This is a genomic window from Streptomyces sp. CB09001, assembly GCF_003369795.1.
Classification (GTDB): Bacteria; Actinomycetota; Actinomycetes; order Streptomycetales; family Streptomycetaceae; genus Streptomyces.
In genome coordinates, this window is record NZ_CP026730.1 from 1,630,480 (window position 1) to 1,648,625 (window position 18,146).

Annotated in this window: 15 protein-coding genes; 5 read left to right on the top strand and 10 right to left on the bottom strand. The window is 70.7% G+C overall.

The annotated features are described in order from the left end of the window. Positions 1-20: 20 nt before the first annotated feature. From C4J65_RS07650 to coxB, 3 genes are read right to left on the bottom strand one after another with little or no spacing between them, the layout of a single operon-like run. Positions 21-419, bottom strand: coding sequence for a cytochrome c oxidase subunit 4 (locus C4J65_RS07650; RefSeq protein ID WP_003976661.1), 399 nt, complete (start codon positions 417-419; stop codon positions 21-23). Continuing rightward, complete coding sequence (gene ctaD / locus C4J65_RS07655; RefSeq protein ID WP_003976660.1) at positions 416-2,152, bottom strand: cytochrome c oxidase subunit I; 1,737 nt, start codon at positions 2,150-2,152, stop codon at positions 416-418. The genes C4J65_RS07650 and ctaD overlap by 4 nt, the downstream gene beginning before the upstream one ends. Next, positions 2,149-3,108, bottom strand: coding sequence for a cytochrome c oxidase subunit II (gene coxB / locus C4J65_RS07660; protein ID WP_115741718.1), 960 nt, complete (start codon positions 3,106-3,108; stop codon positions 2,149-2,151). Before coxB ends, ctaD begins: the two co-directional genes overlap by 4 nt. 301 nt (positions 3,109-3,409) lie before the next feature. On the opposite strand from coxB, the gene C4J65_RS07665 reads away from it, so the two are divergent. Further along, positions 3,410-4,792 carry a cysteine desulfurase/sulfurtransferase TusA family protein gene (locus C4J65_RS07665; protein WP_115741719.1) on the top strand — a complete coding sequence of 461 codons (1,383 nt, stop codon included), beginning with the start codon at positions 3,410-3,412 and terminating at the stop codon, positions 4,790-4,792. Between the two features lie 122 nt (positions 4,793-4,914). Here C4J65_RS07665 and C4J65_RS07670 read toward each other — a convergent pair whose 3' ends face one another. Then, positions 4,915-5,889 (bottom strand): carbohydrate kinase family protein, encoded by a 975-nt coding sequence (locus C4J65_RS07670; RefSeq protein ID WP_115741720.1) that lies wholly within the window; start codon positions 5,887-5,889, stop codon positions 4,915-4,917. A 132-nt stretch (positions 5,890-6,021) separates the two neighbouring features. On the opposite strand from C4J65_RS07670, the gene C4J65_RS07675 reads away from it, so the two are divergent. Both C4J65_RS07675 and C4J65_RS07680 read left to right on the top strand, forming a co-directional pair. Next, positions 6,022-6,231 (top strand): hypothetical protein, encoded by a 210-nt coding sequence (locus C4J65_RS07675; RefSeq protein WP_115741721.1) that lies wholly within the window; start codon positions 6,022-6,024, stop codon positions 6,229-6,231. 113 nt (positions 6,232-6,344) lie between these two features. After that, positions 6,345-7,895: a hypothetical protein gene (locus C4J65_RS07680; RefSeq protein ID WP_115741722.1), complete on the top strand. Its 1,551-nt coding sequence runs from the start codon at positions 6,345-6,347 to the stop codon at positions 7,893-7,895. A gap of 103 nt (positions 7,896-7,998) precedes the next feature. On the opposite strand, the gene C4J65_RS07685 is transcribed toward C4J65_RS07680, so the two are convergent. Next, positions 7,999-8,355 carry an iron-sulfur cluster assembly accessory protein gene (locus tag C4J65_RS07685; protein WP_003976654.1) on the bottom strand — a complete coding sequence of 119 codons (357 nt, stop codon included), beginning with the start codon at positions 8,353-8,355 and terminating at the stop codon, positions 7,999-8,001. A gap of 325 nt (positions 8,356-8,680) precedes the next feature. Between C4J65_RS07685 and nadA the strand changes: the two genes are divergently transcribed. Beyond that, entirely contained in the window at positions 8,681-9,865 is a 1,185-nt protein-coding gene (nadA, locus tag C4J65_RS07695) for a quinolinate synthase NadA (protein WP_115746339.1), read from the top strand. Positions 9,866-9,962: 97 nt separating this feature from the next. Then, positions 9,963-11,477, top strand: coding sequence for a DUF4246 domain-containing protein (locus tag C4J65_RS07700; protein ID WP_115741724.1), 1,515 nt, complete (start codon positions 9,963-9,965; stop codon positions 11,475-11,477). A gap of 104 nt (positions 11,478-11,581) precedes the next feature. On the opposite strand, the gene C4J65_RS07705 is transcribed toward C4J65_RS07700, so the two are convergent. The 5 genes from C4J65_RS07705 to C4J65_RS07725 form a co-directional block, all read right to left on the bottom strand. Continuing rightward, on the bottom strand, positions 11,582-14,698 hold the full coding sequence (locus C4J65_RS07705) for an efflux RND transporter permease subunit (protein ID WP_115741725.1): 3,117 nt from the start codon (positions 14,696-14,698) through the stop codon (positions 11,582-11,584). A gap of 179 nt (positions 14,699-14,877) precedes the next feature. Continuing rightward, positions 14,878-15,561 (bottom strand): response regulator transcription factor, encoded by a 684-nt coding sequence (locus tag C4J65_RS07710; protein ID WP_115741726.1) that lies wholly within the window; start codon positions 15,559-15,561, stop codon positions 14,878-14,880. Continuing rightward, positions 15,558-16,787 carry a histidine kinase gene (locus tag C4J65_RS07715; RefSeq protein WP_115741727.1) on the bottom strand — a complete coding sequence of 410 codons (1,230 nt, stop codon included), beginning with the start codon at positions 16,785-16,787 and terminating at the stop codon, positions 15,558-15,560. Before C4J65_RS07715 ends, C4J65_RS07710 begins: the two co-directional genes overlap by 4 nt. Before the next feature lie 154 nt (positions 16,788-16,941). Beyond that, positions 16,942-17,226 (bottom strand): hypothetical protein, encoded by a 285-nt coding sequence (locus C4J65_RS07720; protein ID WP_115741728.1) that lies wholly within the window; start codon positions 17,224-17,226, stop codon positions 16,942-16,944. Positions 17,227-17,247: 21 nt separating this feature from the next. Next, positions 17,248-18,045, bottom strand: a complete 798-nt coding sequence (locus tag C4J65_RS07725; protein WP_271415493.1) for a PspA/IM30 family protein — start codon at positions 18,043-18,045, stop codon at positions 17,248-17,250. Positions 18,046-18,146 lie beyond the last annotated feature (101 nt).

The following is an 18,146-nucleotide window of genomic DNA, read 5'->3' on the forward strand; positions in this document are numbered from 1 at the left end:
CCCTTCGGGCTCGACGCGTGCTACTGGGTGCGGTTCTCACCGCGGTAGTACTCGAAGACCCAGCCGAACAGGCCGACCATGAGGATCGGTGCCGAGAAGTACATGACCCACCAGCCGACGGCGATGCCCAGGAAGGCGAGGGCGCCACCGACGGCGAGGGACAGCGGCTGCCAGCTGTGCGGGCTGAAGAACCCGACCTCGCCGGCCTCGTCCGCGACGTCCGCCTCCATGTCGTCCTGCGCACCCGCGTCGACCCGCCGCGCCGTGAAGGCGAGGTAGAAGCCGATCATGATGGCCAGGCCGAAGGCCAGGAACAGCGCCGTGGTACCGGCCGGCTCCTTGGACCAGTAGCCGTAGACAACCGCCACGGCGAGGATGAAGACGCTCAACCAGATGAACATCTTGCCCTGGATCTTCACTTCCCGGCCTCCTTGCCGCCGGCGAGGGCCTTCTCACCGTGGCCGACGTTCTCCAGCTGGTCGATCGCGGAGATCTCGGGGTGGTGCAGGTCGAAGGCGGGGGATTCACTGCGGATGCGCGGCAGCGTGAGGAAGTTGTGCCGCGGCGGCGGGCAGGAGGTCGCCCACTCCAGCGAACGGCCGTAGCCCCACGGGTCGTCCACCTCGATCTTCTTGCCGTACTTGGCGGTCTTCCAGATGTTGTAGAAGAACGGCAGTATCGACATGCCGAGCAGGAACGAGCTGATCGTCGAGATCGTGTTCAGGGCGGTGAAGCCGTCGGCCGCCAGGTAGTCGGCGTAACGACGCGGCATGCCCTCGGCGCCCAGCCAGTGCTGGACCAGGAACGTGCCGTGGAAGCCGACGAACAGCGTCCAGAAGGTGATCTTGCCCAGGCGCTCGTCCAGCATCTTGCCGGTGAACTTCGGCCACCAGAAGTGGAAGCCGGCGAACATCGCGAACACCACGGTGCCGAAGACCACGTAGTGGAAGTGCGCCACCACGAAGTACGAGTCGGAGACGTGGAAGTCCAGCGGCGGCGAGGCGAGGATGACACCGGTCAGACCACCGAAGAGGAAGGTGATCAGGAAGCCGGTGGACCACAGCATCGGTGTCTCGAAGGACAACGAGCCCTTCCACATGGTGCCGATCCAGTTGAAGAACTTCACACCGGTCGGGACCGCGATCAGGAAGGTCATGAAGGAGAAGAACGGCAACAGCACGCCGCCCGTGACGTACATGTGGTGGGCCCACACCGTCACCGACAGACCCGCGATCGCGATCGTCGCGCCGATCAGACCCATGTAGCCGAAGATCGGCTTGCGGGAGAAGACCGGGATGATCTCACTGACGATGCCGAAGAACGGCAGCGCGATGATGTACACCTCTGGATGCCCGAAGAACCAGAACAAGTGTTGCCACAGCAGGGCCCCGCCGTTGGACGAGTCGAAGATGTGGGCACCGAACTTGCGGTCGGCCTCCAGCGCGAACAGGGCCGCGGCCAGCACCGGGAAGGCCAGCAGGACCAGCACACCGGTCAGCAGCACGTTCCAGGTGAAGATCGGCATGCGGAACATGGTCATGCCGGGCGCGCGCATGCAGATGATCGTGGTGATGAAGTTGACCGAGCCGAGGATGGTGCCGAAGCCGGAGAAGGCCAGACCCATGATCCACAGGTCGCCGCCGATGCCGGGCGAGTGCACCGCGTCGGACAGCGGCGAGTAGGCGAACCAGCCGAAGTCGGCCGCGCCCTGCGGGGTCAGGAACCCGCCCACCGCGATGGTCGAGCCGAACAGGTACAGCCAGTAGGCGAACATGTTCAGCCGCGGGAACGCCACGTCCGGCGCGCCGATCTGCAGCGGCATGATCCAGTTCGCGAAGCCCGCGAACAGCGGCGTCGCGAACATCAGCAGCATGATCGTGCCGTGCATCGTGAACGCCTGGTTGAACTGCTCGTTCGACATGATCTGCAGACCAGGTCGAGCCAGCTCGGCGCGCATGAAGAGCGCCATCACGCCGCCGATCACGAAGAACGCGAACGACGTCACCAGGTACATCGTGCCGATCGTCTTGTGGTCAGTGGTCGTGAGCCACTTGATCACGACGTTGCCGGGCTGCTTGCGCCGTACCGGCAGCTCGTTCTCGTACGAGTCCTCCGCTGCCGAGGCACCCTGGGGTTCGTTGAGGATGCTCACAGGTTGTTCGTCTCCCGGTTCTTCTCGTGGCTCGTCTGAGCGATGCCCGCGGGAACGTAACCGGTCTGCCCCTTCTTCGCGAGGTCCTGGAGGTGCTGCTCGTAGCGCTCCGGGGAGACGACCTTGACGTTGAACAGCATCCGGGAGTGGTCCACGCCGCACAGCTCGGCGCACTTGCCCAGGAAGGTCCCCTCCTTGTTGGGGGTGGCCTCGAAGGCGTTGGTGTGGCCCGGAATCACGTCCTGCTTCATGAGGAACGGCACCACCCAGAAGGAGTGGATGACGTCACGCGAGGTCAGGACGAAGCGGACCGTCTTGCCCTTGGGGAGCCAGAGGGTCGGGCCGGGGTTGCCGGTCTGCGGGTTCCGCGTGCCGGGGGTACCGCAGTCGTAGACACCGCCGGCGTCGGCCGGGAAGTCCTCGATGAACCGGTCCGGGATACCGGCCAGTTCCTTGGAGGTCTTGGCGTCGCCGGTGGAGCCCGGGACGTCCTCGATGTGGTTGAAGCACCAGCTCCACTGGAAGCCGACCACGTTGACCGTGAGGTCGGGCTTCTTGTTGAGGCTCATGAGATCGGACTCGTCACGCGCGGTGAAGTAGAACAGCACCGAGACGATGACGAGCGGAACCATGGTGTACAGCGCCTCGATGGGCAGGTTGTACCTGGTCTGCGGAGGGACCTCGACCTTGGTGCGGCTGCGCCGGTGGAAGAAGACACTCCACAGGATCAGGCCCCACACCAGCACGCCGGTGGCCAGCGCGGCTGCCCATGAGCCCTGCCACAGGGAGAGGATCCGCGGAGCCTCTTCCGTGGTGGGGGTGGGCATGCCGAGGCGGGGGAAGTCCTCGTATGTGCAACCGGTGGCGGTCGCCAGGACCAGGCCCGCGGTCAGTGCCTGCAGCAGCTTCCGCCGCATCGGGCGCCGCGGCGAGCGGTCGGAGCCGTTGGGACTCACGTAGCGCCTTCCCGAGAGTCTCGCCCGCGCGGTTGGCTGCGGCCTGCCTTCTCGCGGGTCGGTCGCCGCCCTGCGTCGGGCAGGGGTTTGATGTTTATGCGGACCAAACCCTAGCCGACGCCCTCCGGGGGGTCGCGGGGAGGGTGGCATACGCGCCGGGGGTCACTCTTTAAGGGTGGGACGGGGGCCTACGGGGGCGGGGCCTGGGGTTGTTCGGCGGCTGACGGTTCGTCGTGGTTGGTCGCGCAGTTGTCCGCGCCCCTTTGCGGCGCTCTCCCACCGGACGTTCTAGCGTTGTTGCGTGGCCTACTTCGATGCTGCTTCCGCTGCTCCCCTTCATCCCGTTGCCCGGCAGGCGCTGTTGGCGTCCCTCGACGAGGGGTGGGCCGATCCCGCTCGGCTGTACCGCGAAGGGCGGCGGGCGCGGTTGCTGCTCGATGCCGCCCGGGAGGCGGCGGCCGAGTGCGTGGGGTGCCGGCCGGACGAGTTGGTGTTCACTCCTTCGGGGACGCGGGCGGTGCATTCGGGAGTGGCGGGGGCGCTGGCCGGTCGGCGGCGCGTCGGACGCCACCTGATCGTGTCAGCCGTCGAACACTCCTCCGTGCTCCATGCGGCCGAGACGCACGAGGCGGACGGCGGGAGTCTCACGCAGGTGGGCGTGGACCGCGCGGGCGCGGTGGATCCCGCGGGGTACGCGGCGGCCCTGCGCGAGGACACGGCCCTGGCCTGTCTCCAGTCGGCCAACCACGAGGTGGGCACCGAGCAGCCGGTGTCCCGGGTGGCGGAGGCCTGCCGGGCCGCCGGTGTGCCGCTGCTGGTGGACGCGGCCCAGTCGCTGGGCTGGGGCCGGGTCGAGGGCGACTGGTCGTTGCTGACCGGCAGCGCCCACAAGTGGGGCGGGCCCTCGGGTGTGGGACTGCTCGCCGTGCGCAAGGGCGTCCGGTTCGCGCCGCAAGGGCCCGGGGACGAACGGGAGTCGGGGCGGGCGCCCGGGTTCGAGAACCTGCCGGCGATCGTGGCCGCCGCGGCGTCGCTGCGGGCGGTGCGGGCCGAGGCCGCGGAGGAGGCGGCCCGGCTGCGGGAGCTGACCGAGCGGATCCGGTCCCGGGTGCCGGAGCTGGTGCCGGACGTGGAGGTGGTCGGCGATCCCTCGCACCGGCTGCCCGGGGTCGTCACCTTCTCGTGTCTCTATGTCGACGGGGAGACCTTGCTGCACGAGCTGGACCGCGCCGGTTTCTCCGTGTCGTCCGGATCGTCCTGCACGAGCAGCACGCTGACGCCGAGCCACGTCCTGCGGGCGATGGGGGTGCTCAGCGAGGGCAACGTCCGGGTTTCGCTGCCGCCGGGGACCCCGGCCGAGGACGTCCAGCGGTTCCTGGAGGTGCTCCCGGGCACGGTGGCCGCGGTGCGCGAGAAGCTGGGGGCGCCGGTCGCGACGGGGAACGTCCGCGCGACCGGCCCCGGCCTCGTCGTGGACGCGCTGGGCCGGCGCTGCCCCATTCCGGTGATCGAACTGGCCAAGGTCATCGGCGACGTCCCCGTCGGCGGCATCGTCCGCGTCCTCTCCGACGACGAGGCGGCCCGCCTGGACATCCCGGCGTGGTGCGAGATGCGGGGGCAGGAGTACGTGGGCGAGGAGCAGGCGGAAGAGGGAACGGCATACCTGGTCCGCCGGATCAGGTAGGCACGCCGGGGGCGCGGGGCCGTGTCGATGTGCGGCTCCGCCGCGTGGGCGCGAACAACCAACGACGCACCCGCACCCGACAGCGCTCCTCGCGAGGCGACCGAGCAGTCGCAACCCCCGCTTCAGCCCAGGTGCGCCTGAACCTCCCCCGCGGCCTCGTCCCCGTACGCCTTCGTGAACCGCTCCATGAAGTGCCCGCGCCGCAGCTGGTACTCCTGCGTACCGACCGTCTCGATGACGAGCGTCGCCAGCATGCACCCGATCTGCGCCGCCCGCTCGAGCGAGACGTCCCAGGCCAGCCCCGACAGGAACCCCGCCCGGAAGGCGTCGCCGACGCCCGTGGGGTCGGCCTTGCGCTCCTCGTCGGGGACGCCGACCTCGATGGCCTCCTCACCGACGCGCTCGATGCGCACGCCCCGCGCGCCGAGGGTGGTGACGCGGTGGCCGACGCGGTCGAGGATCTCGGCGTCGCTCCAGCCGGTCTTGGTCTCGATGAGCCCCTTCTCGTACTCGTTGGAGAAGAGGTAGGTCGCCCCGTCCAGCAGTATCCGGATCTCGTCGCCGTTCATCCGGGCGATCTGCTGGGAGAAGTCCGCGGCGAAGGGGATGGACCGGGTACGGCACTCCTCGGTGTGCCGGAGCATCGCCTCCGGGTCGTCGGCGCCGATGGAGACCAGGTCGAGGCCGCCCACCCGGTCGGCGACGGTCTTCAGCTCGATGAGGCGGGCCTCGCTCATCGCGCCCGTGTAGAAGGAGCCGATCTGGTTGTGGTCGGCGTCGGTGGTGCAGACGAAGCGGGCGGTGTGCAGGGTCTCGGAGATGCGGACCGACCCGGTGTCGACTCCGTGCCGGTCCAGCCAGGCCCGGTACTCGTCGAAGTCCGCACCGGCCGCGCCGACCAGGACCGGACGGGTGCCGAGCTGACCCATGCCGAAGGCGATGTTCGCGGCGACGCCGCCCCGGCGTACGTCCAGCTGGTCGACCAGGAAGGAGAGCGAGACCGTGTGCAGCTGGTCCGCGACGAGCTGGTCCGAGAAGCGGCCGGGGAAGGTCATGAGGTGGTCGGTGGCGATGGAGCCGGTGACTGCGATGCGCACGGCGTGGACTCTCTCCTGAGGGGAGGCGGGTTGACGGTTCACGCTACCCGGCGGCGCCGCCAGGCTGAAGCAGGCGAAACTACCCGGTAGTACAACTTTCTTCGCGGGGCGGGACGTGCCTACGGTTCTGTTATGACGAACCTGAGGACCGTCGACCCCGCTCCGGCCGACCTGGACGGTGACCTGGCCTCGCTGCGCGGTGACTGCGCCCGGATGACACCGCGCTGGTCGGCGCCTGCCGACGTCTCCGCCCGGCCGGTGCCCCTCGCCCTCATCCACGGCGTCCGGGTGCCGCCGGCCTCGGCCCGGCTGCTGGACGCGATGTCCGACTACGGCGACTGAGCGCCCCCGGTCGGCCGTACGGCCGTTCGGGCGACGCGCGCCGTCGCCGGGAACCGGATCCCGCCCCACCGCGTCCCATCGCTGTCCCCAGTAACAGCCGAAGGAGCGATGCGGTGAACACCGAGCGACCCGACAACGACGACGCCGCCGACGAGGCCGGCGGCGGGCGTCCCGCGCGGCGGCGCCCCCGGGCGGTCGCGGTCGCGTCGGTCGCCGCCGCCGTGCTGCTGGTCGGGGCCGGCGGTGCCTATGTGGCCACGTCCGCCGCCGACGGTGACCCGGACGGCGGTACGGCGTCCGGGGCCTCGGGCGACGGCACTCCCCCGCCGCTCCCCCTCGACGACCACGGTGCGTCCGCCCCGGAGGGCGGCTCGAACGGCATCGCGCCGGGCGAGCCCGACCCGTACGGCGTCACCTACCGCGCCGACGGGCCGCTCCCCGAGGGCCCCGGTTCGGCGCCCGTGTACCGGGCGAAGGGCGACGTCACCGAGGCCGAGGTGGCCCGGCTGGCCGAGGCACTGGGCGTCGAGGGCGCACCCCGTACCCAGGGCGAGGCGTGGAGGGTCGGCAACGCGAAGGACGGTTCCGGGCCGCTGCTCACGGTGAGCCGTCGGGCGCCGGGCACCTGGACCTTCCACCGCTACGCACCCGGCACCGACAACTGCAGGAAGGGGCCCGTCTGCAAGGCTTCCCCCGCCGACGGGAACCCGGTGGGCGAGGCGGCCGCGAAGAAGGCGGCGGCGCCGGTGCTGAAGGCGCTGGGCCAGGACGACGCCAAGCTGGACGCGAGCCAGGTCATGGGCGCCGGACGGGCCGTGAACGCGGAACCCGAGGTGGGCGGGCTGCCCTCGTACGGCTGGACGACGGGGATCGTCGTCGGGGCCCGCGGCGAGGTGGTCGGCGGCAGCGGCCGGATGAAGGCACCGGTCAAGGGGGACACGTACCCCGTCCTGAACGCGGAGGAGACGCTGGCGCTGCTGAACGCGCCGGGTGCCGGATCCGGCGCGGACGCCGGTGGCGCCGGTGGTGTCGGGGGCATCGGCGGCTGCGCGAGTCCCGTACCGCATCAGGACGGGGCGGACACGCCCTGCGGGCCGCCGACCGGTGCTCCGGAGCAGCCCGGGACGGGGAAGAGGCAGACCGTCACGGTCGAGGACGCGGTGTTCGGGCTGGCCGCGCATCCGGTACGGGGGCAGCAGACGCTGGTGCCGTCCTGGCTCTTCGAGGTGCGGGCGCCGGGGGCGCGGGACGCGGTGACGGTCACGTATCCGGCGGTCGAGCCGAGGTTCCTCACCACGGCGTCCCCCGCCACGCCGCCCACCTCCCCGTCGGCCCCGGACGAGCCGGCCGCCGGGCCCGGGGAGCCGCGGGACGTCCGCGTGAGCGGCTACACGGCCGCCGACGGCGAGCTGACCGTGCACTTCACGGGCGGGGTGTGCTCCGACTACGAGGCGAAGGCGAAGGAGAGCGGCGGGAAGGTGACCGTCACGGTGACCGAGACCCCGCACCCGGACCAGGTCTGCATCCTGATCGCCAAGGAGTACGAGCGGACGGTGCCGCTGGACGAGCCGCTCGGCGACCGGACGGTCGTGGGCTCGGACGGCGAGGACGTCCCGGTGCACAAGCCGGGCGCCCGGCTGCCGGCTCCGTCCGGGGCGCGGTGACGCCGCACCCGAGGGGTGACGAAAGGGCGGTGGCCCGGGGACGAACCCCGGGCCACCGCCCTTCTCGCGCACGCGAACGCGGCGCGACCGTGCCTGCCGGCCGTCAGCTGAAGGAGTCGCCGCAGGCGCAGGAGCCGGTCGCGTTCGGGTTGTCGATCGTGAAGCCCTGCTTCTCGATGGTGTCCACGAAGTCGACGGTGGCGCCGCCCAGGTACGGGGCGCTCATGCGGTCGGTGGTGACCTTCACGCCACCGAAGTCCTTGACCACGTCACCGTCGAGCGAACGCTCGTCGAAGAAGAGCTGGTAACGCAGGCCGGAGCAGCCGCCGGGCTGGACGGCGACGCGCAGCGCCAGGTCGTCACGGCCTTCCTGGTCGAGCAGGGCCTTGACCTTGGCCGCGGCGGCGTCGGTCAGGATGATGCCGTCGGTGACGGTGGTGGTCTCGTCCGATACGGACATCTACATCTCTCCCGGGTTGTACGGAGACTGCTTGCCGACGGTTCCAACCGGCGGGACCGCGGATTCATTCCGGGACGGGCCCGTGTCTTGTCCCTCGGCCTTCCCTTCATGCTCGCACACGCCACGGGGAGCGGACAGCGCCTGTGGACGGAGCCTGCGCACGGCCGCCGCGAGGGCGCCGTGCGGGGCGCCGTGCGGGGCCGCTCGGGCACCGGGATTCATGTCACACCGACACTATGGCCATCGTCAAAGTGACGTGAACCGGTTATGATATATAGCGTCAGTTCGACGAAAAGGGTCGACGAGAGTAGAAAGGGTGCGTGTCGTGACCACCGCCCAAACCCAGGAGCTCGACGTACAGCCGACGCCCCTCGCCCTGCTGCTGCTCGGCCGCGAGGCCGACCCGAGGAGCGAGCGCGGTGTGGAGTGTCCCGGTGACCTGCCCTCGCCCTCCGACCCGGACCTGGTCGAACGCGCCCGTGCGGCCAAGGAGAAGCTCGGTGACAAGGTCTTCGTGCTCGGCCACCACTACCAGCGCGACGAGGTCATCCAGTTCGCCGACGTCACGGGCGACTCCTTCAAGCTGGCCCGGGACGCGGCGGCGCGCCCGGAGGCCGAGTACATCGTCTTCTGCGGTGTGCACTTCATGGCGGAGTCGGCCGACATCCTGACCTCCGACGACCAGAAGGTGGTCCTGCCCGACCTCGCGGCCGGGTGCTCCATGGCCGACATGGCCACCGCCGAACAGGTCGCCGAGTGCTGGGACGTGCTGACCGAGGCCGGGATCGCCGGGCAGGTCGTGCCCGTGTCGTACATGAACTCGTCGGCGGACATCAAGGCGTTCACCGGCAAGCACGGCGGCACCATCTGCACCTCCTCCAACGCCGAGCGCGCCCTGAACTGGGCGTTCGAGCAGGGCGAGAAGGTCCTCTTCCTGCCCGACCAGCACCTGGGCCGCAACACGGCGGTGCGGGACCTGGGCATGTCCCTGGAGGACTGCGTCGTCTACAACCCGCACCGGCCGAACGGCGGGCTGACGGCCGAGGAGCTGCGCGATGCGAAGATGATCCTGTGGCGGGGCCACTGCTCGGTGCACGGCCGCTTCAGCCTCGACTCGGTCAACGACGTGCGCGAGCGCATACCGGGCGTGAACGTCCTGGTGCACCCGGAGTGCAAGCACGAGGTCGTCGCCGCCGCGGACTACGTCGGCTCGACCGAGTACATCATCAAGGCCCTGGAGGCGGCCCCGGCCGGATCCAAGTGGGCCATCGGGACCGAGCTGAACCTGGTCCGCCGCCTGGCGAACCGTTTCGCCGCCGAGGACAAGGAGATCGTCTTCCTCGACAAGACGGTCTGCTTCTGCTCGACCATGAACCGCATCGACCTCCCCCACCTGGTCTGGACGCTGGAGTCCCTCGCCGAGGGCACCCTGGTCAACCGCATCGAGGTGGACCAGGAGACGGCGGCGTTCGCGAAGCTGGCCCTGGAGCGGATGCTGGCGCTGCCGTAACCCGGCCGGTCCGGGCGGGCGGAAGCCCACGGTCGCGTGTCAGTGCGCTGCCGTAGGCTTCCCGCCACCCGCACACCGACTGGGAGGATCCAGAGCATTGTCCGGCCTGCCCCCTTTCCCGCTGCCCTTCCACTCGACCCCCTCCATATCGACCGCGCGACCCCGGACGCTGCGGGAACTCGAGATGATGCGGTGCAGCGCCCACATCCGGTCGAAGCCGGGATGGTCCGACAAGATGCACGACCCCGGCATCCTCGCCAGGTGGACGCGCGAGGCGGCCGCCCAGGGCCTGACCGAGGCGCAGGTCCGTTACGTGCTCGCCGAACTCGCGCACTACGCGGCGCTGCGGGACGCCCGGACCGGCGCCGAGGTGTCCGCCGTCGACGGGGTGTGGCAGTCGGACTCGCTGATCGACGACGGACTCCGCTCCCGGCTGGCCGAGGCGGTCCGGGTCCTGGAGGAGGTCCCCGAGGAGGAGCGGGACTGGCACCCCGGGTCCGGGGGCCAGGTACTGGACCTGGTCCACCCCTCCCTGTTCTGCCTGGTGCGGGGGGTGAGCGGCGCACCCGAGCGGGTCTGGCCGAACCCGGCGAACAGCTACTCGAAGTACGAGTTCTCGGAGAAGTTCCAGTGGCTACCCACGGACGTGGACGTCAGCGACGACGGCGGCGTCACCTTCGGTTCCTACGTGAACAACGTCCACCCCGAGGACCATCGCGAACTGGCGTCCGTCCTGCCCGACCTGTTCTCGCGCATGCTCCCGCTGCTGGAGAACGTGCTCACCGACCTGCGCCATCCGCGTCCCCTGCGGATCGAGGCCGATCCCTACGGGTGGTACGACGAGTCGGAGGAGCCGGAGGAACCCGACGAGGACTCCTTCAGCGACGAGGCGGCCTACGAAGAGGCCGTGCAGGCCTGGGAAGAGGCCACCGACGACTGGTGGGACAACCGCCGGCCGACCGTCCCGGACGCCCCGGAGTTCTCCGCGCCCGAGACGCCCGGCGACACGGCACGCGTCGACCTGCGCGGCCGCCGTCTCCAGGTCGTCGTCAAGCTCGCCACCATCCACCTCACCCCGGACAGGCCCGAGTACTCCGGCGGTTCCTGGCACGTCGAGGGGATGCTGAACGAGCGGATCGTCTCGACCGGCATCTACTACTGGGACAGCGAGAACATCACCGAGAGCCGGCTGGCCTTCCGGACGGCGCTCAGCGAGCCGCGCTACGAGCAGAGCGACCACACCGGCATGCGCGAGGTCTACGGCCTGGAGAACGAGGGCGCGCTGAACCAGCTGCTGGGGTCGGCGTCGACTCCGGCGGGCCGCTGTCTGGCGTTCCCGAACGTCCTGCAGCACCGCGTCGGTGAATTCCGCCTCGCGGACGCCACCCGCCCGGGCCACCGCAAGATCCTCGCGTTCTTCCTGATCGACCCCTCGGAGCGGATCGTCTCGACCTCCGACGTGCCGCCCCAGCAGCCCTGGGCCGACACCTCGACCATGACGCTCGAAGAGGCCGAGGGCCACCGCGAAGAGCTCATGCGGGAGCGCAAGTTCTTCGTCGACGAGCACAACGAGCAGCTCTACGAGCGGGAGTTCTCCCTCTGCGAGCACTGAGGAGCCGCGAGGCCGACCGCGCCCCGCGATCCGCGCCCGCTCGACGCGAAGGGGCGCTCCCGTGAGACCTCACGGGAGCGCCCCTTCGCCGTACCGACGGGGTGTCAGACCTGGGCCGGCTCCGGTTCCGGAGAGGGCTTCGGCTGCTCGGGCAGGCCCTTCTTCGCGGCCCGCTTCTTGGCGCGGCGCTCCTTGCGGAGCTCCAGCATCGCGTAGAGCGTCGGGACCAGGAGGAGGGTCAGCAGGGTCGACGTGATCAGGCCGCCGATCACCACCACCGCGAGCGGCTGGGCGATGAAGCCGCCCTCGCCGGTGACGCCCAGCGCCATCGGGAGGAGGGCGAAGATCGTCGCCAGGGCCGTCATGAGGATGGGGCGGAGGCGGTGCCGACCGCCCTCGACGACGGCCTCGACGACGCCGTAGCCCTGCTTGCGGTACTGGTTGATCAGGTCGATCAGCACGATCGCGTTGGTGACCACGATGCCGATCAGCATCAGCATGCCGATCATCGCCGGGACGCCCATCGGGGTGCCCGTGGCGATCAGCAGGCCGATCGCGCCGGTCGCCGCGAACGGGATGGACACCAGCAGGATCAGCGGCTGGGCCAGCGACCGGAAGGTGCCCACCAGCAGCATGAAGACGATGGCGATCGCCGCGAGCATGGCCAGGCCCAGGTTGACGAAGGCCTCGTCCTGGTCCGCGGTGACGCCGCCGATCTCGGCGGTGGCGCCGGCCGGCAGGTCCAGGCCGTCGATCTTCGACTGGAGGTCCGCGCCGACCGCGCCGGTGTTGTCACCGGTCGGCTTGGCGGTGACGGTCGCCGCGCGCTGGCCGTCGATGCGGGTCATCGAGACCGGGCCGTCCACCAGCTGCACGGTGGCGATGTCGCCGAGCTTGGCCGCGCCCAGGTTCAGCGCCTTCAGCTCGGCCATCGTCCGGGCGGGCTGCGCCGACTTGATGACGACGTCGCGCTCGGTGTCGTCCAGGGTCGCCTTGGCCGCCGGGGTGCCGCGCACCGCCTGGGCGACGGCCGCGCCGAGCGTCTGGTCGGTGAATCCGGCGTCGGCGGCCTTCGCGTTGGCCTTGACCGAGATGCGCGGGACGCTCTGCGCCAGGTCGCTGGTGACGTCGGTGACGTCGTCGAGGTCGGCGACGGTCTTGCGGACCTGCTCGGCGGCGTCGCGGAGCTCCTGCGCGTCGGCCGCCTTGACGACGACGCTCAGGTCCTGGCTGCCGAAGCCGTCACCGGCAGCGATGGTGGTGGTGCCGATGCCGTCGCCGAGCTCGGCCAGCCCGTCCTCGATGTGGTCCTGGACGTCGTCGGCGTTCGCCGCGTCCTCCAGCATCAGCTGGTACGAGGCCTGGTTGGTGTCCGTGCCGCCGCCGAAGGCGGCCATGAACCCGGACGAGCCGATGGTGACCTGGTAGTCCTTGACGCCCTCGGTGTCGCCGAGCAGCTTCTCGACCTTCTTCACCTGCTCGTCGGTGGCGCCGAGGCTGGTGCCGGGCTTCAGCTCCTGCTTGACGCTGAGGACCTTCTGCTCGCCCTGGTCGAAGAAGTTGGTCTTCAGCAGCGGCGCCATGCCGAAGGTGCCGACCAGCACGACGATCGCGATGGCCACGCTGGTCAGACGGCGGCGGGTGGCGAAGCGCAGCACGGGGACGTAGAAGCGCTGGAGGCGGCTCTTGGCCTCCTTCTCCTCGGCGAGGCGGCGGGCCTCGGCCGCGTCCTCGGGGGTGCCCTTCGGGGGCCGCAGGAACCAGTACGACAGGACCGGGACGACCGTCAGCGACACCAGCAGGGACGCCAGCAGCGCCGCGGTGACGGTGAGGCTGAAGGAGCCGAACAGCTCGCCGACCATGCCGCCGACCAGACCGATCGGCAGGAACACGGCGACCGTGGTGAGCGTGGACGAGGTGACCGCTCCGGCGACCTCGCGGACGGCGCCCAGGATGGCGTCCTTGCGCTCCTCGCCGTAGCCGAGGTGCCGCTTGATGTTCTCCAGGACCACGATCGAGTCGTCGACGACGCGGCCGATGGCGATGGTCAGCGCGCCCAGCGTCAGCATGTTGAGCGACAGGTCGCGCGTCCACAGGACGATCAGCGCCAGCACCACCGACAGCGGGATGGAGACCGCGGTGACCAGGGTGGAGCGAATCGACGCGAGGAAGACCAGGATGACCAGGACGGCGAAGAGCAGACCGAGCCCGCCCTCCGTGGTCAGGCCGGAGATGGCCTTGGAGACCGCCGGGCCCTGGTCGCTGACGACGGTGAGGGTCGCGCCGGAGCCGAGCTGCTCGCGCAGGTCGGGGAGCTTGTCCTCGACGGCGTTCGAGATGGAGACAGCGCTGCCGTCGTGGTCCATCGTCACGGCGACGGCGAGGGACGGCTCGCCGTTGGTGCGGGTCAGGGAGTCGGCCTTGGCCTCCTCCTCCTTGACGGTGGCGACGTCGCCGAGGCGGACCGGCTCGTCGACGCCCTCGCCGGTGACCATGAGGTCCTGGATCTGCTTCAGCGAGGTGAAGCCGCCCCCGACCTGGACGGTGCGGTTGGCGCCGCCCTCGTCGAAGGAACCGGCCGGGACGGTCGCGCCGCCCGCCTGGAGGGACTGGGCGAGCGCCTGCGGGCCCACCTTGGCCGCGGCCAGCTTCGCCGGGTCCGGCGTGACGGTGACCTGGACGTCGCGGACGCCGTCGACCACGACCTGGGCGACGCCGTCGATGTCCTTCAGCTCGGAGACGACCGTCTTGTCGAGCTGGTCGGCCAGCGCCTGCTGGTCCTTGTCCGAGGTCACGGCGAGGACGACGGTCGGGATGTCGTCCGTCGAGCCGGAGATGACCTGCGGGTCCACGTCGTCCGGGAGCTGGGCGCGGGCCCGGTTCACGGCCTGCTGGACGTCGGCGACGAGCTGCTGGGTGTTCGGGCCGTAGTCGAAGGACGCCATGAGGACGGCGTTGCCCTCACTGGCCGTGGAGGTGACGCCCGAGATCCCGTCGACGGCCTCGAGGCTGTCCTCGATCGGCTCGACGACCTGCTTCTCGACCACGTCCGGCGAGGCGCCCTGGTACGGAGCCAGCACGGACACCATGGGCAGTTCGATGGTGGGCAGCAGCTGCTGCTTGAGCTGGGGGATGGCGATCGCGCCGAATACGAGCGCGACGATCGACATCAGGCCTATCAGGGCCCGTTGCGCGAGGCTGAATCTCGACAGCCAGGACATGGATCAGGGTCTCTCTTCTGTGGCCGGGCGGGGGACGGGGCACATGGCAGCGCCGGGCGCGGGCACACAGGTGAGTGCCCACCCCAACACCCTGGGCCATGGGCGGCCCCGTATCCCTAGGCCCCAGGTCCATTTCCTTATCCCGGGCCTACTCCCTCCGCAGTACACGCGGGTAGAGGTCAGTCCACCCTTGGACGGACCAGCCCGGATTCGTAGGCGATGACGACCAGCTGGGCCCGGTCGCGGGCGCCCAGCTTGGCCATGGCCCGGTTGACGTGGGTCTTCACGGTGAGCGGGCTGACCTCGAGGCGCTCGGCGATCTCGTCGTTGGAGTGCCCGCCGGCCACCTGGACCAGGACCTCGCGCTCGCGCACGGTCAGCGACTCGAGACGTTCGGCGCGGGCCGGGTCGCGGTCCTCGTCGGCGGTGTCCTGCTGGGCGAGGAAGCGGGCGATCAGCCCCTTGGTGGCGGTCGGCGACAGCAGCGCCTCGCCCCCGGCCGCGACCCGGATCGCGCTGAGCAGTTCCTCGGGCTCGGATCCCTTGCCGAGGAAGCCGGAGGCCCCGGCCCGCAGCGACTGCACCACGTAGTCGTCGACCTCGAAGGTGGTCAGTATGACCACGCGGACGTGGGCGAGGGACGGGTCGGCGCTGATCATGCGGGTGGCGGCGAGACCGTCCGTGCCGGGCATCCGGATGTCCATCAGCACCACGTCGGCCCGCTGCTCGGCGGCCAGCCGGGCCGCCTCCGCGCCGTCGGACGCCTCCCCCACCACCTCCATGTCGGGCTCGGAGTCGACCAGCACCCGGAAGGCACTGCGCAGCAGCGCCTGGTCGTCGGCGAGCAGGACACGGATCGTCATACGGGGTCCTTGGTGGCATCGATGCGGTTCTTGACCGGAAGGATCGCATGCACGCGGAAACCGCCTCCGTAGCGGGGACCGGTGGTGAGGGTGCCGCGCACGGCGGTGACGCGCTCGCGCATGCCGAGCAGCCCGTGTCCGCCGCCCTCGGTGGTGCCGTCGGGGGCCTCTCCCTCGGCGGTGCCGTCGTCCAGCACGGTCACCTCGATGTCCGTCCCCACCCGCACGACGCTGACCTCGGCCCTCGCCTGCCGTCCCGCGTGCTTCTGCACGTTGGTCAGCGCCTCCTGGATGATGCGGTAGGCGGCCAGGTCGACGGCGGCGGGCAGCTCGGTGCCCTGGTCGGTGCGGGCCAGCTCGACCCGCAGTCCGGCGTGGTGGAAGGTGCCGACGAGTTCGTCGAGGCGGGCGAGGCCCGGGGCGGGCTCGGTCGGCGCCTCCGGGTCGCCCGACTGGCGGAGCAGGCCGACGGTGGCCCGCAGCTCGTCCAGCGCGGAGCGGCTGGCCTCCCGTACGTGGGCGAGCGCCTCCTTGGCCTGGTCGGGCCGCTTGTCCATGACGTGCGAGGCGACCCCGGCCTGCACGTTGACCAGGGCGATGTGGTGGGCGACCACGTCGTGCAGGTCGCGGGCGATGCGCAGCCGTTCCTCGGCGACGCGGCGGCGCGCCTCCTCCTCCCGGGTGCGCTCGGCCTTCTCCGCCCGGTCCCGGATGGCCTGCACGAAGGCGCGGCGGCTGCGGACGGCGTCCCCGGCGGTGGCGCCGATGCCGGTCCAGGCGAAGACGGCGAGGTTCTCCTGCGCGTACCAGGGCAGGGGGCCGGCCAGCATGGCGGCGCCGGTGAGCACGGTCATGGTGAGCAGGCCGACCCTCCAGGTGGTGGGCCGGTCGGTGGAGGCGGCGACGGTGTAGAGGGCGATGACGGCGGCCATGACGACCGGCGCGCGCGGGTCGCCGGTGACGCTCTCGACGACGGAGACGCAGCCCGTGACGACGAGGACCGCCATCGGCTGGCGGCGCCGGAAGGCGAGCGCGGCGGCGCCGGCGGTCATCAGGGCGAGGCTGAGCGCGTCGGGGGTGCGCAGCCCCCAGCTGACGCCCTCCGGGCCGTGCGGGTCCACGAAGGAGCCGGCGACCATGCACACCAGGACGACGACCGCGAGGGCGGTGTCCATGGTGGAGGGGTGGGCGCCGAAGACGCAGCGGGCTCTCGCGAGGGTGCTCACGGTTTTTTACGGTAGCCGGAGTCGGGGTGTCTGATGAGTGGGCCCTCGTGCAGTGGGCGACGACTGGGAGGCTGCGCCCCCCAGACCCCCTGCTTCGGCCTGGACGGCCTCGTCCTCGAACGCCGGACGGGCTGGATGGAGCGGACCGCGTTCGTCAGGTGCCGCCCGGGATGAGGCCGTCGTCGCTCAGGAGCTCCTGGACCTCCTCCAGGGTGGCGTCCGGGGACGGCAGGATGAGGTCGGACGGCTCCAGGGAGTCGTCCGGGAGGGGCTCGCCCAGTTCGCGCACCTTGGCCAGGAGGGCCTGGAGGGTCGCGCGGAAGCCGGGGCCGTCGCCGTTCTCCATCTCGGACAGGAGTTCGTCGTCCAGCTTGTTCAGCTCACCGAGCCGGCCGTCGGCCAGCGTCAGCTGTCCCTCCCCCATGATCCGTACGATCATGTCGGCCCTCCTAGCCGTGGGCTACTGCTTGTCGAAGCGCGGGGTGTCCTGCGGCTGCTGCTGGGACTGCGACGGGGCCTGGTCCTGTCCCTGGCCGCCCTCGATGGCCTGGCGGTCGGAGGTGGAGCCCCCGGCCAGCTCGGCCTTCATCCGCTGCAGTTCCAGCTCTACATCCGTACCACCGGAGAGCCGGTCCAGCTCGGCCTGGATGTCGTCCTTGTGCATGCCGGACTGGTCGTCGAGGGCGCCGGAGGCGAGCAGCTCGTCGATGGCACCGGCCCGGGCCTGGAGCTGGGCGGTCTTGTCCTCGGCCCGCTGGATGGCCAGGCCGACGTCGCCCATCTCCTCGGAGATGCCGGAGAACGCCTCGCCGATGCGGGTCTGCGCCTGGGCCGCCGTGTAGGTGGCCTTGATGGTCTCCTTCTTCGTGCGGAAGGCGTCCACCTTGGCCTGGAGGCGCTGGGCCGCAAGGGTGAGCTTCTCCTCCTCGCCCTGGAGGGTGGCGTGCTGCGTCTCCAGGTCGGTGACCTGCTGCTGGAGCGCGGCGCGCCGGGAGAGCGCCTCGCGGGCCAGGTCCTCGCGACCCAGCGCCAGCGCCTTGCGGCCCTGGTCCTCCAGCTTGCCCGACTGGGACTGGAGCTGGTTGAGCTGCAGCTCCAGGCGCTTGCGGCTGGTCGCCACGTCGGCGACGCCGCGGCGCACCTTCTGCAGCAGCTCCAGCTGTTTCTGGTACGAGTAATCGAGGGTTTCGCGCGGGTCCTCGGCCCGGTCAAGGGCCTTGTTGGCCTTCGCGCGGAAGATCATCCCCATACGCTTCATGACACCGCTCATGGGCTTCGCGCGCCCCCTTCTGACCGACTCCAGCTCCAGCGACTGCAACAGAACCCACAGTACGGGCCCTGCATCCATTACCGCACTGT